The 26,215-nt window shown below is 38.8% G+C and carries 25 protein-coding genes and 1 pseudogene; 6 read left to right on the top strand and 20 right to left on the bottom strand.

Annotation, left to right across the window (positions count from 1 at the left end; translation table 11 throughout):
* Positions 1-11: 11 nt before the first annotated feature.
* The 5 genes from ACSVDH_RS07870 to ACSVDH_RS07850 form a co-directional block, all read right to left on the bottom strand.
* Entirely contained in the window at positions 12-1,073 is a 1,062-nt protein-coding gene (locus ACSVDH_RS07870; protein ID WP_439252197.1) for an LLM class flavin-dependent oxidoreductase, read from the bottom strand.
* A 254-nt stretch (positions 1,074-1,327) separates the two neighbouring features.
* A complete protein-coding gene (locus ACSVDH_RS07865; protein ID WP_439252196.1) occupies positions 1,328-2,776 on the bottom strand; it encodes an SLC13 family permease in 1,449 nt (482 codons plus the stop codon).
* Positions 2,773-3,960, bottom strand: coding sequence for a glycerate kinase family protein (locus tag ACSVDH_RS07860; RefSeq protein WP_439252195.1), 1,188 nt, complete (start codon positions 3,958-3,960; stop codon positions 2,773-2,775). The genes ACSVDH_RS07865 and ACSVDH_RS07860 overlap by 4 nt, the downstream gene beginning before the upstream one ends.
* A gap of 244 nt (positions 3,961-4,204) precedes the next feature.
* Entirely contained in the window at positions 4,205-4,936 is a 732-nt protein-coding gene (locus tag ACSVDH_RS07855) for a YqcI/YcgG family protein (RefSeq protein ID WP_439252194.1), read from the bottom strand.
* A 100-nt stretch (positions 4,937-5,036) separates the two neighbouring features.
* Entirely contained in the window at positions 5,037-5,369 is a 333-nt protein-coding gene (locus tag ACSVDH_RS07850; protein ID WP_439252193.1) for a KGG domain-containing protein, read from the bottom strand.
* A gap of 215 nt (positions 5,370-5,584) precedes the next feature.
* Between ACSVDH_RS07850 and ACSVDH_RS07845 the strand changes: the two genes are divergently transcribed.
* Both ACSVDH_RS07845 and ACSVDH_RS07840 read left to right on the top strand, forming a co-directional pair.
* Positions 5,585-6,049: a TraR/DksA family transcriptional regulator gene (locus ACSVDH_RS07845; RefSeq protein WP_439252192.1), complete on the top strand. Its 465-nt coding sequence runs from the start codon at positions 5,585-5,587 to the stop codon at positions 6,047-6,049.
* Between the two features lie 148 nt (positions 6,050-6,197).
* Positions 6,198-7,496: a Glu/Leu/Phe/Val family dehydrogenase gene (locus ACSVDH_RS07840; RefSeq protein WP_439252201.1), complete on the top strand. Its 1,299-nt coding sequence runs from the start codon at positions 6,198-6,200 to the stop codon at positions 7,494-7,496.
* A gap of 156 nt (positions 7,497-7,652) precedes the next feature.
* On the opposite strand, the gene ACSVDH_RS07835 is transcribed toward ACSVDH_RS07840, so the two are convergent.
* The 8 genes from ACSVDH_RS07835 to ACSVDH_RS07800 form a co-directional block, all read right to left on the bottom strand.
* On the bottom strand, positions 7,653-7,964 hold the full coding sequence (locus tag ACSVDH_RS07835; protein ID WP_439252191.1) for a YerC/YecD family TrpR-related protein: 312 nt from the start codon (positions 7,962-7,964) through the stop codon (positions 7,653-7,655).
* Positions 7,965-8,137: 173 nt separating this feature from the next.
* Positions 8,138-8,680, bottom strand: coding sequence for a gamma carbonic anhydrase family protein (locus ACSVDH_RS07830; RefSeq protein ID WP_439252190.1), 543 nt, complete (start codon positions 8,678-8,680; stop codon positions 8,138-8,140).
* 99 nt (positions 8,681-8,779) lie between these two features.
* Positions 8,780-10,114, bottom strand: a complete 1,335-nt coding sequence (locus ACSVDH_RS07825) for a CitMHS family transporter (RefSeq protein WP_439252189.1) — start codon at positions 10,112-10,114, stop codon at positions 8,780-8,782.
* A gap of 187 nt (positions 10,115-10,301) precedes the next feature.
* Entirely contained in the window at positions 10,302-11,462 is a 1,161-nt protein-coding gene (locus tag ACSVDH_RS07820) for a CaiB/BaiF CoA transferase family protein (RefSeq protein WP_439252188.1), read from the bottom strand.
* Positions 11,463-11,596: 134 nt separating this feature from the next.
* Entirely contained in the window at positions 11,597-12,481 is an 885-nt protein-coding gene (locus ACSVDH_RS07815; protein WP_439252187.1) for a hydroxymethylglutaryl-CoA lyase, read from the bottom strand.
* Positions 12,482-12,521: 40 nt separating this feature from the next.
* Positions 12,522-13,208: a GntR family transcriptional regulator gene (locus ACSVDH_RS07810; RefSeq protein WP_439252186.1), complete on the bottom strand. Its 687-nt coding sequence runs from the start codon at positions 13,206-13,208 to the stop codon at positions 12,522-12,524.
* 323 nt (positions 13,209-13,531) lie between these two features.
* A complete protein-coding gene (locus ACSVDH_RS07805; RefSeq protein ID WP_439252185.1) occupies positions 13,532-14,185 on the bottom strand; it encodes a hypothetical protein in 654 nt (217 codons plus the stop codon).
* Positions 14,186-14,303: 118 nt separating this feature from the next.
* A complete protein-coding gene (locus ACSVDH_RS07800) occupies positions 14,304-14,546 on the bottom strand; it encodes a DUF1450 domain-containing protein (RefSeq protein WP_439252184.1) in 243 nt (80 codons plus the stop codon).
* 232 nt (positions 14,547-14,778) lie between these two features.
* On the opposite strand from ACSVDH_RS07800, the gene hppD reads away from it, so the two are divergent.
* From hppD to ACSVDH_RS07780, 4 genes are all read left to right on the top strand, one after another.
* Positions 14,779-15,900 (top strand): 4-hydroxyphenylpyruvate dioxygenase, encoded by a 1,122-nt coding sequence (hppD, locus tag ACSVDH_RS07795; protein ID WP_439252183.1) that lies wholly within the window; start codon positions 14,779-14,781, stop codon positions 15,898-15,900.
* A 65-nt stretch (positions 15,901-15,965) separates the two neighbouring features.
* Entirely contained in the window at positions 15,966-16,907 is a 942-nt protein-coding gene (locus ACSVDH_RS07790) for a hypothetical protein (RefSeq protein WP_439252182.1), read from the top strand.
* Positions 16,904-18,199: a fumarylacetoacetase gene (gene fahA, locus ACSVDH_RS07785; protein ID WP_439252181.1), complete on the top strand. Its 1,296-nt coding sequence runs from the start codon at positions 16,904-16,906 to the stop codon at positions 18,197-18,199. The genes ACSVDH_RS07790 and fahA overlap by 4 nt, the downstream gene beginning before the upstream one ends.
* 39 nt (positions 18,200-18,238) lie before the next feature.
* A complete protein-coding gene (locus ACSVDH_RS07780) occupies positions 18,239-19,396 on the top strand; it encodes a homogentisate 1,2-dioxygenase (protein WP_439252180.1) in 1,158 nt (385 codons plus the stop codon).
* A 139-nt stretch (positions 19,397-19,535) separates the two neighbouring features.
* Here the strand turns inward: ACSVDH_RS07780 and rpiB are convergent, their stop codons facing one another.
* From rpiB to ACSVDH_RS07745, 7 genes and pseudogenes are all read right to left on the bottom strand, one after another.
* Entirely contained in the window at positions 19,536-19,988 is a 453-nt protein-coding gene (rpiB, locus tag ACSVDH_RS07775) for a ribose 5-phosphate isomerase B (RefSeq protein WP_439252179.1), read from the bottom strand.
* Between the two features lie 120 nt (positions 19,989-20,108).
* Positions 20,109-21,089, bottom strand: a complete 981-nt coding sequence (gene pfkA, locus ACSVDH_RS07770; protein ID WP_439252178.1) for a 6-phosphofructokinase — start codon at positions 21,087-21,089, stop codon at positions 20,109-20,111.
* 496 nt (positions 21,090-21,585) lie between these two features.
* Positions 21,586-21,832: pseudogene (locus ACSVDH_RS07765) on the bottom strand (FCD domain-containing protein); the annotation flags it as partial.
* A 96-nt stretch (positions 21,833-21,928) separates the two neighbouring features.
* Positions 21,929-23,278 carry a gluconate:H+ symporter gene (locus ACSVDH_RS07760; protein WP_439252177.1) on the bottom strand — a complete coding sequence of 450 codons (1,350 nt, stop codon included), beginning with the start codon at positions 23,276-23,278 and terminating at the stop codon, positions 21,929-21,931.
* A gap of 90 nt (positions 23,279-23,368) precedes the next feature.
* Positions 23,369-24,127: an SDR family NAD(P)-dependent oxidoreductase gene (locus ACSVDH_RS07755; RefSeq protein WP_439252176.1), complete on the bottom strand. Its 759-nt coding sequence runs from the start codon at positions 24,125-24,127 to the stop codon at positions 23,369-23,371.
* A 48-nt stretch (positions 24,128-24,175) separates the two neighbouring features.
* Positions 24,176-25,123 (bottom strand): transketolase family protein, encoded by a 948-nt coding sequence (locus ACSVDH_RS07750; protein ID WP_439252175.1) that lies wholly within the window; start codon positions 25,121-25,123, stop codon positions 24,176-24,178.
* Entirely contained in the window at positions 25,123-25,956 is an 834-nt protein-coding gene (locus ACSVDH_RS07745; protein WP_439252174.1) for a transketolase, read from the bottom strand. The genes ACSVDH_RS07750 and ACSVDH_RS07745 overlap by 1 nt, the downstream gene beginning before the upstream one ends.
* Positions 25,957-26,215 lie beyond the last annotated feature (259 nt).

Below are 26,215 nucleotides of genomic sequence, written 5' to 3'. Positions count from 1 at the left end.
TCCTAACAAACTTACTTTCTTGTTTCCCTACGAATTATTGGAGCTACCTCTGTTGCTAGTAGTTCAATGCCTTCAGCTATTTTCTTAAACGGAATCCCGCCGATATCGATCTGTGCCATAAAACGATGGTGTCCAAACAGTTCATGCTGGTGCAGGATTTTTTCGATAATCTGCTGCGGACTGCCTACGAACAAGGCCGTATCCCCTCCTGTCAGCTGGTCAAAGTCTGCTCTTGACATCCTGCCCGTCATCCCGAGTTGACGGTTTACGTATGACCAATAATTTGAATAGTACGGGTAGAATTCATCTTTTGCTTGTTCGGTTGTCTTTGCAAGATACCCATGCCCTGTCACCCCAACTTTGAGGTTTTCAGAAGCATGCCCAGCTTCGCTACCGGTTTGACGGTACAAATCGACCAATGGTTTAAATCTTGCTGGATCACCACCAAGAATCGCTACAGCCATCCCGACACCGAGCCTGCCAGCCCGGGCTGCACTTTCCGGCGAACCGGCGACACCGACCCAAATTGGCAGCTGTTTCTGTAAAGGTCTGGGGGCTATTTCGGCATCCCTTAATGAGGAGCGGAAGTGACCATGCCAAGATGACATTCTCTCGTTTTCATTTAGCTTTAAAAATAACTCAATATTCTCCGAAAACAGGGCATCATAGTCATCCGTGCTAAAGCCAAAAAGAGGAAAAGATTCAACAAATGCTCCACGGCCCGCAATAATTTCCGCACGTCCATCCGAAAGTAAATCTAATGTTGCAAAATCTTCGAAAAGACGAACAGGATCAATTGTGCTTAACACGGTTGTTGCGCTTGTCAATTTTATTCTTTTTGTGTTTTGAGCAATGGCTGCCAAAACGACTGGGGGAGTTGATATCGCATAATCTAATCGATGATGTTCACCTACCCCGAAAATATCCAGTCCAGCCTCATCAGCAAGTTTTGCCGCTTCGATAATCTCTTTTAACCTTTGCCCAGCACTAATTGTCTGGCCGGTATTCGGATCAGGTCCAATATCTCCAAGAGTATAGAGGCCAATTTCGATCCCGGAATTCTGCTCTAGCATAGCTGCAATTACCTCTCTTTGCGAGTTCTCTATATCTGCACATTTTCGTCTAAGGTGATCTGCTTTCCTACAGTCGATTGATAGTTAAAAGTTAGTTACTTTATGTAAGTTATTATACTTTTATAATTAATTTTCGTCAAGTAACTAAATTGTTTTAAATCTATAAAGTTATCCACTTTACTTGATGAAAAGCATAATAAAAACACTAGTAACAGTGTTTACTGTATCTAGTGTTTTCTATCCCTCATTCCAACTTATAATTGCAGCCCCATCCACCTCCAATAAGTAAAATAGAAGACCATCATCACCATCAGATAAAGCGGCATTAATATGGCACTTAGCTTTACTAGATGACGTGCATCATATGAAATATTGTCATCTTCGTAAAAGAGCAGCAATGCTTTGGAGCTGACAGGAAGAGTTACACAATAGTTCATCCCTATTAAACTAAGAAAAACAACGGCAGAAGAATTTACACCGATTGTTTCACTAAATAATAGGAATCCTGGAATAAAGACGATGGCACGAGTTGTATGTGAAGTAATATACAAATGACTTGTTACCGTGACGGTTAAAATCATCAGTACAATAAACCAATCCGGAGCATCATTAAACAAATGCAAAACACTTAGCATGTTTTTTTCCATCCAGTTGACTACACCTGTATCCACTAAAACTTTCCCCAGTGCCGTTGCCGCAGCAACAAATAAAATTAAATTCCACGATATCGACTTTATCCCTTGTTTCCAGCTAATGATTCCCACATTAGGTGTCATCACTAAAACAGCACCTACCATCGTAATAAAGGCAAGATCATAGCCATGGATGCTTTCTGTCATCCAGCATACAACCAAAAGAGATACCAAAATCATTGTCTTTTTTTCTTTCCCATTAATCTTTTCTTTAGGTTTTCCCTCTTCTTCACGTTTTATATGACCTATTTCCTTCCAGCCGTCTTTCGGCCAAAGAAAAATTTTTATGATAAGAAAGGAAAGAAACGTCATCACTAACGCAAACGGTACTCCCCAGATAAGCCACTGAACATAAGAAATCGATTGATCCACAGTACTTTCTAGTAATCCCACTCCAATCAAATGCGAGCCCGCTCCGATCAGCGTGGCTGAAGTGCTCATTAGAATGATGACCGGTGTCATAATCGCCAACACCCTTTGTTCTGAAGCCGCAAATTTTTGACTAAGCTGATGAATCATCGGCAATGATAATGCTGCCCGACCGGAAGTGGACGGAATAAGAAATGCTGAGGCAAATAATACGGAACATACTCCAAGAAGCACATTGTTTTTTGTATTCAGGTTTTTTAAGAGAGAAAAGGTTAGACGGTTTGCTAACCCGGACTCCTTCACCGCTTCCCCTATAATAAAAGAGCCAATCATTAGCCATACAACTTCTTCTGACAGGGATTGGTATAACAAATCCTCTTCTCCGGCATTCATGATGATGATAAACACTATGAGGGATAGGGCGACAAAACCTGCAGGAATTTTTGTCGCCATCCAAAATATCATCGCCGATAAAAACGCAAATAACGCGATTTTTGCTTGAAAGTTTATGCCATCAATCATGAAAATGACGATTAAAATAAGTACATGCAAACTGCCAATAACAACTGACTTTGATGGATTATTTATCGTTAATTTAATGGGGTGTTCTTTTGCACTATGCCTCTCCATTCTTGTCATCATTTATGATAAACACCTTCACGAGGGAGCTTTCTCTGGGCAATTCCTAAGCCAATCGCAATTTGCCTCAAAACAGACTCCGTACTTTCTTCAATCCATTTTGGAGCTTTTTTCATTGCCTTTTTTAAGGAGGTTGGCTTTTGAATAATACTGCTATACGCATCTATGCCTGCTTGATAATTGACATTTGCCCCTTTCCCAATTGTTCCCGTAATGGCAATGACCGGGATGTTATTTTTTTTCGCAATCCGCGCAACCTCAGCAGGGATTTTCCCATTTGGAGTTTGGAAATCTATACTTCCTTCTGCGGTAAAAACAAGATCTGCTGCAGAAATTTTTTCTTCTATTTCTATGTAGTCTAAAATAAGATCAAATCTTGGATGTAAGATAGCTCCCGTAAAAGCAAGCAGCCCTGCACCTAATCCTCCAGATGCGCCGCTGCCTGGCATGGAACGGACATCAAGCCCCACCGCTTCTTGAATTAAAGCAGCATAATGATCCAATGCTTGCGATAATAGTTCAACCTGTTTTGGCGTTGCTCCTTTTTGCGGTCCAAAGACACGAGCTACCCCATTTTCCCCGCATAAAATATTCTTCCAATTACATGCAACATCGATTGAAACACGATGTAATCGTCGATCTAATTGAGTTGTTGTAATTGAAGCAGCCTTTAACAAATCCGCTCCGCCATTAATCTCAACGATTCGTTGGTTCTTATCATTAAACTGAACCCCTAAAGCTTGCGCCATCCCCGCCCCTCCATCTGACGTACCAGAATCACCGCAGCCAATTAAGATGTGATCAACACCTTCATCAAGTGCAGCCAAAATTAACTCTCCCACACCATAAGTCGTTGTTTTTAAAGGATTTCTTTTATTACTAGGAATGAGCTTTAAGCCGGAAACCGCTGCCATTTCAATGACAGCCGTACGCCTGCCATTTTCTCCATATACCCCAAAATAACTTTCAATTTGTCTGCCGACTGGCCCTGTCACTTTTCTGTAAACTAATTCTCCACCTTTTATATGAACGATTGTCTTCACAAATCCCTCGCCACCATCAATCATCGGGATTACGTCCAAATCGATCAACGGATCAAAGCGTCTTACACCGCGCTCCATCGCTAACGCTACTTCCTCTGCATCTAAGCATTCTTTAAATCCTGAGGGTACTATCACAATTTTCATCTAACTTTCCTCCCAAAAACTTTATTTCTTTGTAATGTACTATTAGAAAATGAAAGACTCATGAGAGGATGATGAAAAATCAGGCAGAAAAAAAGAAAAGTTTGATTAGAAGATCATTAGAGTGATTTAACTTTGTACTGTGCTTCACAATGTAACTAATGGACGAATAGTAAAAGAAAGACGACCTTCCACTCATTGCTGAATCAAAGGCCGCCTTTTCTTGGCATCATAATTTTCATTTAACTTATTTAACAAGGTCATGAAACGGACATTTACCTTTCATCGGTTTCGCATCATCTCCAATAAAATACTGTTTCCATTCGCGATGATCAGGATCACCGTAATGGCTGATATTTGGGTGCTTCGGCAGCTGATCCCATTTTTCCACACGTTCTCTTACCTTTTCTCTAGACATTGCCCCTCCTTTTGAGGTTCCCTCTAATCCCTCAAAAATACGGCGCGGTTGAAAACCTAAAACAAGACTGTTTCCTAAATTCCTTGTTTTCCGCTGTTTGTAAGCTGGTGCATTTCCAAAAACAAAAAATGGTTCCTTTGCAAATGAAAATGCCCACAGATGATGATCGGGATCATAGGGGATATCCTTTGGCCACGGTTTATCATCATTTTTATGTAAGTATTGCAGAATTCGCCAAAAATAGTTTCGATAATAGGTAATCGATTTCTCTTCTTTTTCAGGCTCTACGAAAAGAAATAAGCCGTGACGGACAAGCTTTGGAGAATCAAACAGCTTGATAAACCGTTGAATGGTATCAGGGAGATGTGACCAATCATCATGTGTAATGTATGAATAACGAAGTTCTCCCTTTTTCTCCGCACTCATTCCAAAATAACAAGGAAAAGTCGGATCTGTTACCGTTTCATTGAATGTTTTATATTCCTTAATCACCCATTCCGGCACAATCTCTTCGTTTACCATATCATCTTTTGTTAACAATACATCCATTTTTGTTTTCATTTTTTTCTCACCTCATTTTTGATTGTTCATTAATTAACCGAAGAGGCTGACCCTTCGGTGAGTCAACCTCTTCCTAATCTAACCTTTTTAATAAGAAGGGTTAGTCATTATTCCTTTGCTTGCTGCGAGCTTCGCCGCCTTTTTCGCCAATTTCTTGATAGAATTCCTTATCATGATTTTCAGATGTAGCTTCGCCGCCTTTTCTTCCAATCTCTTGATAAAACTCTTTATCATGATTTTCGGATGTAGCTTCGCCGCCTTTTCTTCCAATCTCTTGATAGAACTCTTTATCATGATTTTCAGAAGTCGCCTCTCCGCCTTTTCTTCCGATCTCTTGATAAAATTCTCTATCATGATTTTTTGATGTCGCTTCTCCACCTTTACGACCTGCTTCTTCTACTGTCATTTTTTTATCATCATTGTTTTTAGCCATTTTTAACTTCCTCCTTGTGAAATTTTGTGTTGTCCTCTCGGACTTAGTGTAACTATAACCTTCTTGTCCGTACGATAAACCATTAATTTTTAAAAAATAGTAATCTGTTACTTTTGGCTTATATAAGTCTATTTCTAGATTCTATTCATTCACAGTTTTAAGTTTTATAGGGAATGGGTAAGGAAACATAAAAGTCAAAAATGGAGGGAAAAAGAATGCTGACAAAAGAAGAACTTAAGTATTTTGAAAATAAACTATTAACCATCAAACAAGGAATTATTGATGAATTAGAATCTAATCACCAATTATCATTAGATGTTTACGGTGAGTTGTCCAGCTACGATAATCACTTTGCCGATACTGCCACTGAACTGGATGAACAAGAAAAACAAATGATGCTGTATGAGTCTTCCCAAAAACTTTTGGAGGATGTCAATGAGGCGTTGGAAAGGATCAAAAATGGAACCTATGGAATCTGTATCGATACAGGCGAACCTATATCTATTTATCGGCTAGATGCCCTGCCTTATGCAAAACGAACGATGGAAGCGCAAAAAAAGTACGAAGAAGAAACTAACCTAAAGCGCGATCAGGAAGAACGTTATATTGAACTTGATGCAGATAACGATATGCGTATCGATAAGGAATTACAACAAAAGCACGGAAACTCATCTCATTAATTTTTTATAAAATAGAAAGGATGACTTGATAATGGGAAACAAACCAGATCCAGTAAAGAATATCGTTATGGAGGAAAAACCGAAGATAACAAACGAAAATCCTCATGAAGAAAAAAATAAAGATCCAATCTCTGAAATTCGTTCTGAAATGCCTGTGAAAGAAGACCAAAATGGCCAAGAAATAACCAATCCTTATGAAATTGCCAAACGTTTAATCGAACGGGCAACCGAATCACTTCAACTCCCAAAAGGTGTCTATGAGATTTTAAAAAAACCAGCCAGATTAATGAAGGTTTCCATTCCGATTCGCCGTGACAATGGTGAATATGAAAGCTTCACAGGGATCCGCTCACAGCATGTAGATATCCTTGGTCCAACCAAAGGGGGGATTCGCTTCCATCCAAGTGTAACCGAGGATGAAGTAAAGGCTTTATCGATGTGGATGTCCTTAAAATCAGCCCTTATCGGATTACCATTCGGAGGAGGAAAAGGCGGAGTGATTGTTGATCCGCACGAGCTTTCAGAAAGAGAATTAGAGGAATTAAGCCGCGGATTTATTCGGGAACTCGAGCCGATTATCGGACCGGAAAAAGATATCCCTGCCCCTGATGTTAATACAAATCCGCAAATTATGGGCTGGATGCTTGATGAATTTGACCGGTTATCAGGTCATAGTGTCCCTGGATTTATCACCGGGAAGCCTGTGGTGATTGGCGGATCAGTCGGCAGGATCGAGGCAACTGGACGAGGAGTCGTCATCTCCATTCTCGAGGCCGCTAAACGGTTAAATCTCGAACTAACGAATCTTTCAGCTGTCATCCAAGGCTTTGGCAATGTCGGTTCCATCACTGCAAAATTATTACATCAATATGGAGTAAAGGTCATTGCGATTACTGATGCGAAAGGCGGAGTCTATCAACCAGAAGGCCTGGATATTATGAAGCTAATCGATTATGTCAATGAAACCGGAACGGTAAATGGGTTTGAAAACAATAAAAATATTACCAATGATGAACTATTCGCAATGGACTGTGATATCCTTGTGCCGGCCGCATTAGAAAACCAAATCACAGGGAAAACCGCCCCGACGATTAAAGCAAAAATAGTCGCTGAAGCTGCAAACGGTCCAACAACACCAGAAGGAAATCATATTATGGAGGAAAAGAACATCTTTGTCATTCCTGATATTTTATGTAACGCTGGGGGAGTAACTGTCTCCTATTTTGAATGGGTACAAAACTCCATGCATTATTTCTGGACAGAAAATGAAGTGAATCAAAAGCTGCAAGAAAAAATGACAAATGCGTTTGAAAGTGTGTATCGAATGAAAGAAGAGAAAAACGTGACGATGCGCGAATCTGCCTACTTAGTAGGAGTTGGACGACTAGCAGAAGCGATGAAGGCGCGCGGCTGGATTAAAAATTGGAAAATGCCGATTGAATGTTAGAGTAAAGGAAGCAATCTTCACCGGATTGCTTCCACTTCTTATTAATGTTTTTTTATTTGCTGCAGAAAATAATCTATCAAAATCGAGTGAATGATAGATTGAATCAAAGAATTAGTAATACAATTATTTATAGAATAACTTCCATGTTGAGGAGACTTATCCCCTCCTACACTTCTCGTGATTCTCTATACGTTCTAGCACTATTTGATAGCCTTCATTCCCATAATCCAATAATTTCTTAACCCTTGTTATTGTAGCAGATGAGGCGTTAGTTTCTAACTGTATGTCCATATAGGTATCGCCTTTTCTTAGCATTCTTGCAACTTCTAACCTTTGCATGAACGACTTTATCTCATTCATGGTACATAAATCATCGAAAAATGCTGCACACTCTTCTTCTGTTTTTAAGGAAAGGATAGCATTGAATAATTGGACAACAGTTTTCTCAGGTAATTTTTTTATATACATTGTTTTGCCTCCATCGTTTCCTCACGAATGAATTTTTATAGGTTTCTATTATCACTTGCTTCATGTGATATATAGTGCACTTTTTCAGATAATTTATCTTTTTGCGATTGATAATAGCAAAACAGGCAGACCCATCAACTTTTGATGATCTGCATGATTATTATTAATACTTATTATCCTTCTTTAAGAAAATTCTCTTTTTCAGTAATGTTCTCTTCCCTATAATTTGCGGCGTTTTTGACATAATGAAATGCACCTTGTTTTAAACGCTCGATATCTACCGAAGTAAGTGGACGAATGACCTTTGCTGGCACTCCGGCTACTAAAACACCAGGTTCGATTATTTTGTCTTCGGGAACAAGGGCTCCCGCAGCAACCAAAGCACCTTCCCCTATAACAGCGCCATTCAAAATGGTAGCACCCATACCGATTAATGCCCCATCCTTTACAGTGCATCCATGCAATACCACGTTATGTCCAATTGTGACATGTTCCCCCACATGAATCGGATATCCCGGATCAACATGGACAACCGCACCGTCTTGAATATTAGAGCCTTTCCCAATTGTAATTTTCTCGTTATCTCCTCTTAAAACGGCATTAAACCAAACAGATGTATGTTCTTTAAGTTCAATGTTGCCAATTACCTGAGCTCCTGGTGCAAGATAGGTGCTTGAATGTACCTCTGGAGAGTGCCCTTTAAATGCATACAACATTCTTTTATACCTCCGTGTTATTTAAATAGTGATTTCGATTAAAAAGTCCTCTAGAAAAACATGATTTAACAATCACGGTTTCATTAAAATATCTTCAATCTACCATAGCAAAATAATTCCTGAAAATATGCCAAAAATAATATAGATAAGCAGGATTCCAAGCGACCATTTTGCAGCATGTTTATGGAGATCACCTAATGAAATACCTGTTATATGAACTAGTAAATAAACCGATGCTACGAGCGGTCCCATAATACCGAAGGGAGTGCCATATAATGAAGCGGTTCCAATTTTTATAGCATCTATACCATAAGCTGCAGCCGTTTCAACCAAGACTGGAAGAATCCCGAAATAAAATCCATCAGGACCTATTAAAAAAAGAGCAGGCGCACTAATAATCGCAGTAAACAAGGCTAGAGAAGCTCCCATTTCTGTAGGAATAATGGAGGCCAGCGATTGGGCCATAGATTCAGAGACAGGAGTACCTTTAAAGATTCCTGAGAAAATTCCTGCAGCAAAAACCATGACAATAACGGCTAATGCATTAGGTGCGTGGGCAGCCAACCGATCCCGTTGATCATTTATATGCGGATAATTAATAAGCAATGCTATCGCGGTGCCAAGAAGAAATAGGACAGCTGCAGGCAGCGATTCAAGAACAATGGCAATCATAATCACGCTTGATAATAAAAAGTTAATCCAGATTAGTTTAGGACGTTTAAGGCTTTTGTCTTTTGGTACAATGTTTTCGATTGTAGCGCTTTCAATTGCAGCATCCATAATTCTAGCTTCAGACAAAGAAAGTGATTCACTGCTTTCCCTTTTATATCTAGCTCGTTCTCTCAAACCGATAAAGTAAGCAACGCCAACGACATACAGCAGGCTTGCAATCATTCCTGGCAGCATTTGAAGATATAATTGGGTTGGATCAAGATTCAGGACACTTGCTACCCGGCCTGCAGGGCCTCCCCAAGGAACAAGTGTGGTAATCCCGACTTGCATAATGGTGATCGAAGCCAGGATAATAGGGCTAATTCCCAATTTTTTATAAAGTGGCAGAAAAGCTGTAACAACAATCATCATTGTCGTAGAGCCATCACCGTCAAATCCAATAATTCCTGCTAACACCGCTGTTCCAACAATGATTTTAAGCGGGTCACCTTTTGCTAACTTAATAATCTTTGAAGTTAGTGGATCAAATAATCCTGTATCTAGCATGATACCAAAATACAAAATGGCAAATAACAAAAGAATGGCAGTTGGCGCTACACCTTGAATCCCTTCCATCATCAACGGTCCTAATTCTGTGCTAAATCCCCCGATTAAACCAAAAATAACAGGTACGATCGCCAAACCAAGAAAAGGAGATGTTCGTTTCGTCATGATCAAAAACAAGAAGGTGAAAATCATGGCAAACCCTAAAATCGACAACATATACTTTATTCCTCCCAATATTTGTTATGGATGCCGAGGGTACAAAATCAATGGTACCCTGACATTGATCGCTTCTGTTATGTAGAAGAGAAAGGTCGATTATTTGTCCATTGTTTGGCTATAAATGGTCTTTGGATTGTAAAAATTGAGAAGCGATGAAATCTATTAAACTCTTACTCTGAACGAGCTATTTTAGCTTACTTAGTTTTTCACCAATGACTTCTTCGTTATGTTGTCCAAGCTCAGGACCAATCCATTCAATGCTTCCAGGTGTTTCAGAAAGTTTTGGGACAATGCCTGGCACCAGTACTTGTTCTCCATCCGGTAAAGTAACAGGTTTAAGCATATCTCTTGCTTGAAACTGTTCATCGTTAACGATATCCTCAATGCTGTAGATAGGACCTGCTGGCACACCAGCTTCATCGAGAATTCTCTGTACCTCCTTCTGTGTATATCTCTTAGTCCACTCCTCAATGACCTGATCAAGGTATTCTGCATGCTCGGCTCTTCCCTGGTTATTTGAATACACAGGATCATTTGCAAAATCAGGACGTCCCATCGCAAGTGCAAACCTTTTAAAAATGCTATCACTATTCGCAGCAATGACAATATATTTGCCGTCCGAACATTGATACGTATTAGATGGAGCAATTCCCTCTAAAGTCGCTCCTGTTCTCTCTCTTACAATCCCCTTCATGTCATATTCCGGAAGAACACCTTCCAGCAGGGAAAAAACTGACTCCGTGAGAGCAACGTCTACGTACTGGCCTCTTTTTAAAGGATCCATATCTCTTGCTCTTAATGCTAATAACGTCCCATTTACGGCATAAAGACCTGCGATAGAATCACCAACAGCTAATCCGACACGGACTGGTGGCCGGTCAGGAAAACCAGTCAAATATCTAAGTCCCCCCATTGACTCAGCAACACTACCAAAACCAACCTTGTCTCTGTAAGGACCTGTTTGTCCATATCCGGATATACGAGTCATAATGATACTTGGGTTTATCTTTTTCAAATCTTCATAACCGAGCCCCCAACTCTCTAATCTTCCAGGCCGAAAATTTTCAATCACAACATCGGCTTCTTTTGCTAATTCCCGCACCATATCCTGACCTTCTTTTTCACGGAGGTTCAATGTAATCGATTTTTTGTTTCTTGCGTGCACATACCACCATAGTGAAGTTCCCTTATGCATAACACGCCAATTGCGTAAAGAATCGCCGCTTCTTGGATCTTCTACCTTAATCACTTCGGCACCAAATTCTCCAAAAATCTTTCCTGCGAAAGGAGCTGCTACAAAATTTCCTAATTCTAATACTTTAATACCATCTAATGGTTTTCTCATCAGACTCCCACCTTTGTTTCATTATTTGTTTATCTGATTTCAAAACTTTTTGCAAAACAGGTAAACTGAATATTCAGATAATGTATACAAAAATCAACAGAAGAAAAAAATCCTATCCTTAATCTTCATTACTTTTATACTGTTTTTGTTACAACTTGACCATCACTTAATAATTGAGGGAATGTACCATCAAATTTCTTTAGCATCTCTAAGTTCAAACCGGTTTTTATATTTTGTTTTTCCAAAAATTCCACAACACGGCTTGCCTGAATGTTTCCAGGAGACCCAGGTGCATATGGACACCCTCCCAAACCAGCTTGAGCTAAATCTATTAAATAAACGCCAGCCTGTATTCCGGCCATAACATTTGCCAGCCCATATCCATATGTGTCATGAAGATGCAAACCAATCGGGATGTTAGGAAATTTCTCTGCTAAACGGCTGCAATATTCATATACTTGTTTTGGAGTTGCCTTCCCGATTGTATCTCCAAGGCCCAGCTCATTAGCTCCATTGTTAACAAGAAACTCTGCTATCCTTTCTACTTCTGAATAAGGGACCACTCCAGAAAATGGACAGACAAAAGCGGTCGCAATCGCACCAATTGTCCTTCTGCCTCTTTTATTTGTTTCTTCAATTAAATCTTTTATTTCTAATAAAGATTCATCTGTACTTTTGTTTAAATTTGCTTGGTTATGTTTTGTGCTAGCAGAAAGGAAGAAAAGGGCGGTATGAATCTTTGAATCTAGGAATCTACTTAATCCCCGTTGGTTAGGGACTAAAGCTTCATACTCCACTCCATGATCCATCGGTAATTTTTGAGATAATTCATCTGCATCCTTCATTGCTGGAACCCACTTTGGATGAACAAAAGAAGTTACTTCCAAGCGTTCAAAACCTGCCGCAATTAATTGTTCAATCTTATTGATCTTTTGGTCAGTCTCGACAAAAACTGGTTCATTTTGCAAACCATCTCTCAATGTGACATCTCTTACTTTCATTCTTTTAGGAAAGATCAAATTCGTTCGCACTCCTTTACAAAATTTTTAGATTCCTTTTCTATTCACTCAGGTCTTCCCTCTTATCCGTTACACCAGAATGCATAGAATGATAAAATTGGAAATCACGTTGAATATGTGTTTTCATTAACTCCTCTGCCGCTTTCCCATCCCGGGATTGTATAGCCTGCCAGATCGCTTGATGTTCCTCAGCACCCTCTTCTAATCGCATTGGTATATTTAATACTGCATTACGGTAGAATGAAATTAACGAATACAACTGATTCATCATTTTTAATAAGTAAGGATTACCACTGCCTTTTACAATTAGGAAGTGAAACTGGGTACTTAAGGTTTTTAATTTTTCAATATCTTTCTTCCTAACCATCAGGTTCATTTCATCAACTACATTTGACATGTGGACACGACGCTTTTCATCCAAGCGTAAAGCAGCATAATAAGCAGCAGTTGGTTCAAGACTCAAGCGGCATTCGTATAGATAGTTAAAATCTGAAAAAGTTGGGCGATACACTCTTACTCCACCCCTCGGACTGACAGAAACTAAACCATCACTATTCAACCTTCGAATAGCCTCGCGGATCGGACTTCTGCTAACCCCTGTTTCCTGGGAAATTTGCTTTTCTACGATACGTTGACCAGGATTAATGTTTCCGCTTACAATTTTTTCGTGTAAATATTCATATACCTGATCTTGAAGAGTTTTAGATTGATCGATTTTTGAATTCAATTTGAGCCCACCAATTTGTCATAATTTTCTAATAATGTATACTAAAAATAATATAATATTTATCTTATAACAACTTGGTGCCTATGACTAGAGGGTCATGCCATTTTTCATCTCCTTTTTATATTTTAGCCCTAAATCCCCCTTTTTGCAGTTTTAAAAATTTGATGTAGCAAAAAAATCATTTTTCGATTTTTTTAAATCTTATAACCGAGTTTTTTTAACTGCAACCCTTTACATCAACGCGTTTTTTCTGTAAGTCAGTTATTCTTCACCGCATTAACGTAAAAGGTAAAAGCATGGAAGAACATGAACCTGGCATCAGTTCAGCGAGGCTTATGCTCTTTCATCTCTAGTTGAATTATTTTAAATCTCCCGTTTTCATCAATTTCAGTCTCAAATAAACCTTCTTTGGATAAATAGATTGAATACGCGTTCTTGCTAACTTTTTGATTGTTTATCTGGCGGATTGCTGAAGAAAACTTGCGAATATAATAATCTATATTTTTCTTTGACACATCAATTTCATTTACCAAGTATCTTTGCAGATAGACCATTTCCGTGTTCGGAAATGTTTTATAAAAGAATTCAAGGGGATGACCTTTTTGAAAATGATCATCAGAAGAGAAATAAGTAACACGGGACGTACCATCAGCTGCAAATCCAGCTAGCAAATAAACCGTTGCATAATCGTGTCCAGGATAGGAATGTTTGAAGAATTCCAAAGAAGCTCTAAATAATTTTTGAGAATAGGCTTCAATTTCTTCAAGTGAATTAGTTTGTAAGGAGAATGCTTTAATTTCTTCAATCGGCTCAATAATAATATTTTTGACACCAGCAAAGGCAAAAATGGCATTATGATTCAAAGCCATTATTTTTTTCTCATGATCTTTAAAGACATTCGTTCCCCTATAGGTAATTCTTCTATCAGCCATGATTAAAACACCATTTTCAAACTTTTTTCCAATCAATGCCGTCATTATATACTCCTTTAGAATAAGAGAATATCTTACTAATTTTAGCGTAGTGCTTTTCAAACATTTTACCATATATTGACCTATTCTAAAGGTTTGCAGACGATTATTCCCTTTGCCTTTATTATGCATCTTCCTGTTTGATCCCAGTTATATATTGATCAATTTTTTCATAAAGTTCCTCTGGCTCGTCTGTGACAATATTTTCACCATTGACAAGTGCAAATGGTTCCATTAAACATTGCCCGCAATACAGCAGGCATCTTTCTTCAATCACTTCTATATCACCGCGCTCTCTTAGCCTTTCTTTAATAGCTTCCAGCTCATCTTCGAAATTACAAGGACAGAATTTCACGCGAATATTCATGTTTACCACTCCTTAAATTTATTGGCAACATTTTAAGTTGATCGATAAAAAGCAAGCAAGAGCACACCTAGACGCAACCTAGTTTTAATATAATAAAGCATGAAAGCACTGTAGAAAAAACGCGTTAAAACCTAGGTTTGCGAGATACATTTTTCTGTCATATGATGGCTACATTACAGACAGTTTATTTAGAATATTCTGTCTACATAAAGAATGATAAGGAGCGGTGAAAATGGTAGAAAAAATGGGTCAAACACCTAAAGCAAAAAAAGAGGAAGTTTTTCCAGTCAAAAATGTACATTACGTTGAGATTTATACGGGAAATGCTAAGCAGGCTGCTTATTTTTACGCTAAAGCATTTGGTTTTAAGCTTGTGGCTTATAAAGGGCTGGAAACTGGTTCACGTGACCGTGTCTCCTATGTAATGGAACAGGGGACCATCCGTTTAATTTTAACTGGCTCATTATTAGATAGTACTGACATTGCTGCATTTATTAAGACTCATGGCGAAGGAGTAAAAGATATTGCCCTACTCGTAAAAGATTTAGAAAAAACATATGCAGGTGCCGTTGAAAGAGGAGGCATCCCTATCCGGAAGCCATGGATTGAAGAGGATGAAAACGGCAAAGTAAGAAAAGCCATTCTCGGCACTTACGGCGATACGATTCACACGCTTGTTGAACCACTTGATTATAAAGGCGTATTTATGCCGGGGTTTGAAGCTCGTGATGATATCTTATCTGCCAAGCCTACAGGCTTAATCGGTGTTGACCACCTTGTTGGTAATGTAGAAGTAATGGATGAATGGACGAGTTATTATGAGAAAGTATTTGGTTTTACTGTACTTAAACATTTTGATGATGAAGATATTTCGACCGAATACTCTGCACTAATGTCCAAAGTGATGATGAATGGTACAGGTCGCATAAAGTTTCCTATTAACGAGCCAGCTGAAGGAAAGCGGAAATCTCAGATTCAAGAATACCTAGATTACTATAATGGTCCGGGCGTTCAGCATCTTGCCCTGTTGACAAACGATATTATTGGCACCGTGGCTGCATTAAGAGCAAATGGTGTGGAATTCCTGACTACCCCTGATACTTATTATGAAGATCTCGCCAATCGTGTGGGAGAAATCGATGAAGATGTAAAACGCCTTCAAGAACTTAATATTCTAGTTGATCGTGATGATGAAGGGTATTTGCTCCAAATCTTTACAAAACCGCTTGTGGACCGCCCAACCTTGTTTATCGAAATTATTCAGCGTAAAGGTGCGCTAGGTTTCGGTGACGGAAATTTCAAAGCATTATTTGAATCGATTGAACGTGAACAAGCACTCCGTGGAAACATTTAATTTTTAAACCGGTCATACCGAGTTGATATCCGGTATGACCGCTTTTAACAGGAGGTGTAAGACGATTGCTAACAAAAGTCAATGTAAAGTGGAAAGAGGATGCGGTCAGTCATTTCATGACAGAACTTATTGATTATGCTGGACTGTTTCCGCCAGCTGCCCTTTCCCTTACGGAAGCAATAAAAAATTATCATTCGTATATCCATGGACCGAATAGCTGGATGCTTGGCCCATTTGTTCTCCCCGCTTCCCGATTGGGTGAACTGGAACCTTTTAGGGAGCAATTTAATGATCAGTATCCGCTTCGATTATCTGTTATCCTTAACAACTCTGGGAAGTTTGAACCGGAATTAATGACTTTACAACACTTTTGGGAAACCTACAAAAATGCAGGTTGTATAGAAGCCATTGAAGTCCCGCTTCCCTCACAGGTTGATTTAGCGTGTTTAGAGGAACTTGATAAACAGATTGCAGGTTACCGGATTTTTTGTGAAATAACAGGAACGAATGAGCAGCTACTAGCTAAGTTAGATTTGATTCAGAAGATCAATAAAATATCATCAAGGAGTTTCGGTATTAAATATCGTATGGGTGGCATCACTTCAAACATGTTTCCTTCTGCGAAACAAGCAGCATTTGTTATCCATGAAACCAAACAGCGAGGACTGGCCCTTAAATTCACAGCCGGCCTTCATCATCCAATCCGCCAATACCGAAAAGAAGTTGAAACATTTATGCATGGTTTCGTTAATGTTTTCACTGCTTCGATCATGGCATACTGCCGTTCAGTTAATAAAGCAACCATCCAAGCGATACTGCTTGATGAGAACAGCACCAACTTTTCATTTACAACAGACACACTTTCCTGGCGTAACTTGACCGTCAGTTCTTCTGAGATCAATCATGCCCGCAATTTTTTTGCAGCTTCATATGGGAGCTGCAGCTTTGATGAGCCGCGGGAAGAACTAGGAGAGCTTGCGATTTTTTATGGGGAGGGAGTACGGTGAACCATTCGTTTATCAAAACAAAACCAGATTCGCATTTTCCTATTCAAAACTTACCATACGGCATTTTTCAAAAAAGAGGCCATTCCCCGCGTGTCGGTACAGCCATTGGTAATTATGTTCTTGATTTATCTGTGATCGACGAAGCAGGATTATTTGACGGCACAGGAGCAGAAAGGAAAGAAATTTTTTCCGATTCTTCCCTCAATTCATTTATGGCCCTTGGCCGTCCTGTCTGGGCAGCTGTTCGTTCGAAGCTTCAATACCTTTTGAATGCAGACACGCCCGATTTACGTGATAATGAAGAACTGCGCACAAAAGCATTTCACTTAATGGCTGATGTGCAAATGCTTCTACCGGCTGAGATTGGGGACTATACAGATTTCTATGCCTCCAAGGAGCACGCCACCAATGTAGGTACGATGTTTAGAGGAAAAGATCAGGCACTGATGCCAAACTGGACACATCTGCCGGTTGGCTATCATGGACGGGCCAGTTCTATCGTTCCAAGCGGGACGCCCGTAAGACGCCCTTTAGGACAGCGAAAACCTCAGGATTCAGAATATCCGGTTTTCGGACCATCTATCCAACTTGATTTTGAACTTGAAATGGGCTGGTTTATAGGACCTGGCAACAATCTTGGAGAACCCATTCCGGTTAATAAAGCTGAAGACCATGTTTTTGGCCTTGTTCTTGTAAATGACTGGAGTGCGCGTGATATACAGGCATGGGAGTACCAGCCGCTTGGCCCATTCCTAGCTAAAAATTTTGCTACTTCCATCTCCCCTTGGGTTGTGCCGTTAGAAGCACTAGAGCCGTTCCGCGTAGCAGGACCGAAGCAGGAACCGAAACCGTTGCCTTACCTGCAGCAAACGAAAGATGGCGCCTTTAATATTAACCTTGAGGTTTATTTGACCCCAGAAAATCAAGAGGAAGCAACGAAAATTACCAAGACCAACTTTAACTATATGTATTGGTCAATTGCCCAGCAGGTAGCTCATCATACCATTACAGGGTGTAACATGCGACCTGGTGACATGCATGCTTCCGGAACAATCAGCGGGCCGGATCGTGCAGAACGTGGAAGCCTGCTTGAACTGACCTGGCGCGGTGCACAACCGCTTCGGCTTAATGGCGGAGGAGAACGCTGCTGGGTCGAAGATGGAGACACAATAACCATCAACGGCTGGTGTCAAGGAGACGGATATCGAATAGGCTTTGGTGAAGTAAGCGGCAAAGTATTACCAGCCGTTTCAATCACTGACATATTAGACGCCGAAAAAATGGAAATTTAACCGTTTTAATAAAAAGGTTAATGGAAGGAGTTTTTAATGATGACACATTACATTAAAATGGGACGCATTCCCCATAAACGTCATACTCAATTTCGTCAAGAAGACGGAAGTCTCTATTATGAGCAATTGATGGGCACAAAAGGGTTCTCTAGTATTCAATCGCTTATTTACCACATCAATCAGCCAACACAAGTAAAGAAAGCTGAAAAAATTCGTGATATACGGTATGAATATGAGGAAAAAGGAGCTCTGAGACACCGGCATTTTCGGTCATGGAACACGGAAGCGGGTGGTGACTTTCTTGAAGCACGGAAAATTTTCATGGCAAACGATGATGTGGCGTTAGGAGTCGCACGACCCAATCAACAGATGGATTATTTTTACCGTAATGGTGAAGGTGATGAATTGATATTTGTACATGAAGGAACGGGCAAAATTGAAAGTATTTTTGGCGAATTAAGTTTTCGGCCAGGTGACTACCTCGTTATTCCAATCGGAACAACTTATCGCGTCGTTTTGGAATCAGAAGAAGCCCGCTTTTTTATTGTTGAATCGAATTCGTCCATTCTAACACCAAAACGCTACAGGAATGAATTTGGCCAACTTCTTGAGCATTCCCCTTTTTGTGAGCGTGATATCAGAACACCAGAAAAATTAGAGCCGAAAAATGAAAAAGGCGAATTTGAAATTCGAGTACGTGCACAAGGAATGATCACTTCCTATACCTATGATTTCCATCCGCTCGACGTTGTGGGATGGGATGGTTATCTCTATCCTTACGCATTCAGTATCCATGACTTTGAACCGATCACTGGACGTGTTCATCAGCCACCTCCAGTACACCAAACGTTTGAGGCGCATAATTATGTAATATGTTCCTTTGTGCCGCGTTTGTACGACTATCATCCCGAAGCTATCCCTGCACCTTATGTACATAGCAATGTGGATAGTGATGAGGTTCTCTATTATGTGGACGGTGACTTTATGAGCCGCCGCGGCATTGAACAAGGATCCATCACCCTTCATCCGAGCGGACTCCCGCATGGGCCGCATCCAGGGAAAATTGAAGCAAGTATTGGCAAAAAAGAAACCCAGGAACTGGCAGTCATGGTTGATACATTCCGCCCTCTTTATATCGTAAAGGATGCTCATGCTCTAGAAGACGAGAAGTATATGAGCAGCTGGCTTGTAAAATAATTCACTACAACATCTATGCCGAAGCGGGATTCTATTTTGCTTCGGCATTTTTTGGATACTGACTACTCTAATTAGAAAACAATCCTATAGCAAGCTGATCAGCTGTAAAACTCCATGAAACATAGTAGGTGATTTAAAACTATAAATATAAATCTTTTTCTTCAAATACCTTTATTTTATTAATACGGGTTTCGTGTCTGCCCCCTTGAAAAGGTGTTGTCAGCCATATTTTAGCAATTTCCCGAGCTAATCCCGGTCCTATGACACGCTCTCCCATTGCTAATATATTTGAATCGTTATGCTCCCTTGTTGCTTTCGCGCTGAAAACATCATGTACGAGAGCACACCGAATTCCCAATACCTTATTTGCGGCAATACTCATCCCAATACCTGTTCCACAAATTAAAATCCCTCGATCAACTTCACCGTTTGCAACTTTTTCAGCTACCGGAATCGCATAATCTGGATAGTCAACAGATGTACTGCATTCACATCCAAAATCGACATACTCAATATTCAACTCTTCCATTAAAGAGATGATTTCCTTCCGTATCGTTATGCCCCCATGATCTGATGCAATTGCTACTTTCATTACTTTCACCCCTCATATATAATAGTTAGTCGCTCTTCTTAGGAACCTTAAAATAGGAAAACCCTTCTTGTTTCCTAATCAGAGATTCTATATAACAATTTAATAACAAATAGAGATATCCTAATTAAGATTAGCTTTTGTTGAAAAAGTGCAAAATGTTTCTAGCAATCTATTATTATCTTTATTGTCTGGCATTGTATTGTTTACATTTTCAAGCTCAACAGTCATTATTTTATTTTCTTTAATTCCAACAGCAAGGCCAGAATATCCATCTATTAACAGTTCTACTGCTTTTACTCCCATCTTACTTGCTAATACCCTGTCAAACGCTGAGGGACGTCCTCCTCTTTGTATGAAACCTAATACAGAGGTTCTTACACTAATCTTTAACTTTTCCTCAATAAACTTCTGAAGTTTTTGTATATCATGCATATTTTCCGTAATGATGATTACGTTATCATGCTTCCCAGTCTCTATTCTTAAACTTAATTGTGAGCAAATCGTATCAAAATCCAGTTTTCTTTCTGGTGTTGAGATAATTTCCCCTTCACCAGCAAGTGCGGTATAAATAGCTAAATCACCACAATTTCGTCCCATTACTTCAACGATAGTCGTTTTATCATGCGAAAAATTTGTGTCTTTAATTTTACCAATTGCATTCAAGATCGTATTTAAAGCCGTATCAAAACCTATTGAATAATCTGTATAAGTAAAATCATTATCGATTGTTCCAGGAATGGCTATAACATGAATGCCTAGATGATGTAATTTTTCTGCTCCTTTAAATGAACCTTCGCCACCTATAACAACTAAAAAATTGATCCCAAAACGCTTTAATTCGTTTGCAGCTTTTTTTCTTCCTTCTTCGTGCATAAATTCTAGGCATCGGGAAGTTTTTAACATCGTTCCGCCTTTATCTGCTAAATTCTCTACCTCGAAAGGAGTTAACCTGCAAATATTACCATCTATTAAACCTTGGTATCCGCCTTTAATTCCCAAGACTTCGACATTCTTTTGTTGTGCAGCTATCACAACAGCTCTTATTGCCGCATTCATTCCAGGAGCATCTCCCCCACTTGTTAAAATCCCCAATTTATTCATAGCTACCCCTCCTTATTCGTATATTTCTACTGATTAATATTTCTTACAATAAAACTTGTCAGGTTCGTACGAAACCATTTTATAGGCAGGATGGACTTCTCTTATCCCATATAATTGTTGTGGATAACGATTTCATTTATTTAGCGAGAATGCATTCGTTTGTCATCTTGTATACTAAGTTGACTTATATACATAGATTACTTATAATGTATGTAGGTGTCAATAGTGATGTTTACTTTTTTTATCATTATTTTTCATCATAGCTTGATAGAATGATAATTTATTTAGTACATAATACAAAGGAGGGATTTAACGTTTGTTGAATATGGAAGCGAAGGAACAACTCATCCATAACTATGTGGCAGCGATTGCAGCTGCACAATAAGCAGTACAAAAAAAGTTTTTTAAATTTGAGAAAAGAGTCGATAATCCCATCTCCTCAAAAAAATCCACCTGTAATCTGGTGGATTTCCCTGCTGCAAATGGCCATTCACTACTAAAAAGGTCTGCCAGCTCTCCAATAACTACCATATAAATTGTTCATATGAGCAGTCATCAATTCTACAGCTTCTTTTTCATTATGAATCCTCAATAGCTTTAATTAGTAATTGATGTTCTTTAAAGTTCATATCTCTATAGTCTGGACGAGTGACGGTTCGGTCGCGTATAAATTGCCACATTCCCTTTTTTTTCATAACTTGGCTAATAGCCGACATGAATGTAATAAATCAATCGTTATGTGAGGTTGTTGTAAATATGTCCCTGCTTATTCAATATACTTTTTAAGGTGATGGGTAGGTTTAAAAGCACTCGATGATCATCGAGTGCTTTTATGCAGATTACATAAATATATCTAAGATCATAATAAATCCTAACCCAACTATTGAAGTAATTGTTGAAATGACACTGTAGGTTGCAAACGTTTCTTTCATACTCATTCCCATGTATTCTTTTACCATCCAAAAAGCTGCATCATTTACATGTGATGCCATACAACTACCTGCCCCAGTAGCAAGTGTGACAAGAACTAGGTTAGCATCTGGTGTTTGACTAAGTATCGGAATAACTAAACCCGCTGTTGATAAAGTTGCAACCGTTCCAGATCCTAAAGCAATACGCAACAATGCCGCAACGGTCCACGCAAGCAAGATTGGCGAAATAGAAGTATCTTCAAATAGCTTAGCAATATAATCACCCACACCGCCATCAATAAGAACCTGTTTTAAAGCTCCACCTCCACCTATAATGAGGAGTAACATTCCTAATGCATTAATAGCTGAAGAACAAGAACTCATCAATTTTTTTATAGGAATTTTTCTTGCAATTCCCATCGTATAAACGGCAAATAGCAATGAAATCACAATAGAGGTTGAAGCGTTTCCAATAAAACGCATAAAGATAATAAACCCATTATCTGAAAATCCAACTGTCTTTTGTAACATATCAAATGCTGATCCTATGGTTATTAAGATTACTGGAAATATTGCTGTAAATACGCTAATACCAAATCCTGGTGTATCTTCTAATTCAAAATGCTTGTGTTCACCTATTGATTCAATTTTTCTATTAGTACTAAATATACCTGGCATAAATCTTTCAACAAACCTCGGATACAAAACACCCGCTATAATAACTGTTGGGATGGCGATAATAATACCAACAATTAATACCTTACCAATATCTGCACCATATTCCGAAGCAACAGCTGTTGCCCCTGGGTGTGGTGGAAGAAAAGAATGTGTAGCTAGCAAAGTTGCGCTCATGCGAAGACCTAATTTGATGATAGAAATGTTTAATTCTTTTGCAATTGTAAAGATTATTGGAATTAAAAGAACAAATGCTACTTCATAAAATAAGGTAATACCTACGATAAATGAAGCAACCACAACGGCCCACTGTATCTTCTTTTCCCCAAATTTGTTAATTAAGGTCATTGCAATCCGATGGGCTCCTCCGGCATCTGCTATTAATTTTCCAAGCATGGCTCCAAGTCCAAAAATTAGACCTATATGACCAAGTGTGCCTCCTATACCGCTTTCAATTGATGAAACGATATTTTCTGCTGGAATCCCTAATAACAAGGCTACTACAAATGAGACAATAATTAATGAAAAAAATGTATTTAATTTAAATCCCATTATTAAGATAAGTAGTAAGATAACCCCGATAGCTGTATATAATAATGGCATAATAATCCTCTCCAAATCATTTAATTATATCATTTATATAAACAGGCATACCAACCAATATGATATGCCTGTCTAAAAATTAGTCAACTATTAATCCATATGTGATCCACCGTTAATATCGATTTCCTCACCAGTAATATAAGAAGCTTCTTCTGAAGCCAAGAAAGCAATAGTTGAGGCAATTTCTTCTGTTTCACCTGGTCTGCCCATTGGAATTCCTGCAATAACATTTTTCGCATCTTCTTCCGGAAGTGATTTCCAAATCTCAGTATTAATAAGACCTGGTGCAACACAGTTTACAGTAATGCCATCTGTTGCAACTTCACGAGCTAAGTTTTTAGAGAATCCTAATACAGCAGCTTTAGATGCAGAATAGTGTGCTCCGCCGAATACTCCGCCTCCTCTTTTTGCAGATACAGAGGAAAGACTTACAATTCTACCAAACTTTTGTTTTTTCATTGTGTCTAATACCGCTTGAGTACATAAGAATAATCCAAACATATTAACATTAAAGACTTTTGTGATATCTTCAATTGTCATATCTTCAACTGTCACTTTTTGTGAAATTCCTGCATTATTAACTAGAATGTCAATACGACCATATTCTGCTAGAACCTTTTCAACCATCGCATCAACTGATTCTTTGTTCGTTACATTGAGCTCTACCCCTAACGCCTTTCCGCCAGCTTCTTGAATCGCATTTACTGTATCTTGGATTCCATCTACATTTAAATCAGCTATGACAACGGCTGCTCCTTGCTTTGCAAGTGTTAGGGCAATTGTACGTCCAATCCCTTTTTTTGAACCGCTTCCTGTAACAATTGCTACTCTATCATTTAATTCAAACATGTTCTTATTCTCTCCTCAAGTTAATAGTTTTATCATTAGAATTTGCTATTAAAGCATTTCTTTTGCAGTGTTAATAATATTTTCAACAGTAATGCCATTTAGTTCTAACAGTTTTTCATATGGAGCAGATTGTCCAAACTGATCTTGAACACCTATTCTTCTAACCTTTCCTTTGCCTTCTTCAGCAGCTACTTCACATACAGCGCTTCCTAGTCCGTTTAAAATATTGTGATCTTCAACCGTAATGATTCGGCCTAATTCGAGGCACTCTACGACAGCTTCGCGATCGATTGGTTTAATCGTATGCATATCTAGTAATTTGACAGAAATCCCTTGTCTTTCTAATTCCTTTGTTGCGTCTAAAGCAAGACGAACCGTGTCACCATTTGCAATAATAGCGATATCATTTCCATCTTTTAATTGTTTCGCTTTACCAATTGTGAACTCTTCATTTTCATCGTAAATGACTGGAACCGTGTCTCTAGTAAAGCGCAGATATACCGGTCCATATATATTGGCAGCCTGCTCGACTAGTTTTCTAGTAGAATAGTAATCAGCACCCATAATGACCGTCATATTCGGGAAACTTCTTAATACCCCCATATCTTCAATCGCTTGGTGACTTCCGCCATCATTAGCAGGTGTTAGTCCCCCATGAGAACAAGCGATTTTAACATTCAAATTTGGGTAGCAAACCTCTTGCCTAATTTGCTCAGCCATCCTTAACGAACCAAATACTGCGTATGTGCTTACAAACGGGATCTTACCTGTCGTAGCAAGCCCGGCAGCTAAACCGGCAGCATTTTGCTCAGCAATTCCGACATTAATATGCTGATCAGGTAATTCCTTAATGAAACCAGTTGTTTTACATGATTTTGCAATATCAACATCAATGACGTAAATATTTTTATTTTCCTTACCTAATTTTACGATTTCATCACCAAAGGCTTGTCTTGTCGCTATTTTTTTCGTTAGAGTTTTTTCCAAGATGCTCATTATTTTAAACCTCCTGCGATTTCTTCGATTGCCTGTTTGTACTCTTCATCATTAGGCGCAATACCATGCCAGTCGGCAACATCTTCCATATAAGAAACGCCTTTTCCTTTTACCGTGTCAAGGATGATGCATTTTGGTTTTCCATTTTTTAATTCTCTAATTTCATCTAATGTTTCCACAATTTCTTCCATGGAATGTCCATCAATTCGTTTTGTTTCAAAACCGAATGCTTCAAATTTTTTCTCTAAATCTAAAACTGGCATTACCTCATCTGTGAAGCCATCGATTTGAAGTCTGTTATGATCAACAAAGACAATTAAATTATCTAGCTTGTATTTAACTGCTGTTTGTGCTGCTTCCCAAATTTGACCTTCTTGGCACTCGCCATCTCCTAGTAAAGAGAACACACGGTAATTTTTCTTATCTCTTTTTCCTGCGATTGCCATCCCTACACCACAAGAAAGTCCTTGACCTAAAGAACCTGTTGAAATATCGATACCTGGGCACTTTTTCATATCAGGATGCCCTTGGAATGGAGAACCATATTCTCTTAACGTATAGACCGTTTCATATGGGACATAACCTAGTAGGGCTAATGCAGAATATTGGATTGGGCAAACATGACCTTTTGAAAGGACAAATCTGTCACGGTCTTCCCAAGTAGGATTTTTCGGATCAATGTTCATTTCTTTAAAATATAGCGCTGTCATAAGATCCGCAGCTGAGAGTGAACCTCCCGGATGACCAGATTGTGCATTGTGAATCATCGTTAAAGCTGTTTTTCGCATTTCAATCGCTTTTTCTTTTAATTCTTCTATACTTATGTTTTTCATCTCTGTCACCTCAATTAAGACTTTTAAAAATTCTAAACTTTCGACCTTGTTTACTTGTCTACTAAGTTTCCCTGTATGTGTAGTATACATTTCTTGTCGCAATTTGTCTACTAAGTACACAAAAAAATTCATCTTAATTTTTTATTAATTTCTTTCACTGAAAAAAGAGGCATAGTTTTTAAAACAATACGTTTGTATTTTAAGAACTTACACAATAAACACAGCTAACGAACAAACCTTTCGTTTATTAGACATTCAC

The sequence above is a fragment of the Metabacillus sp. Hm71 genome, from assembly GCF_051842955.2.
In the GTDB taxonomy this organism is placed as follows: domain Bacteria; phylum Bacillota; class Bacilli; order Bacillales; family Bacillaceae; genus Metabacillus.
This window is presented reverse-complemented; position numbering and strand designations above follow the sequence as displayed.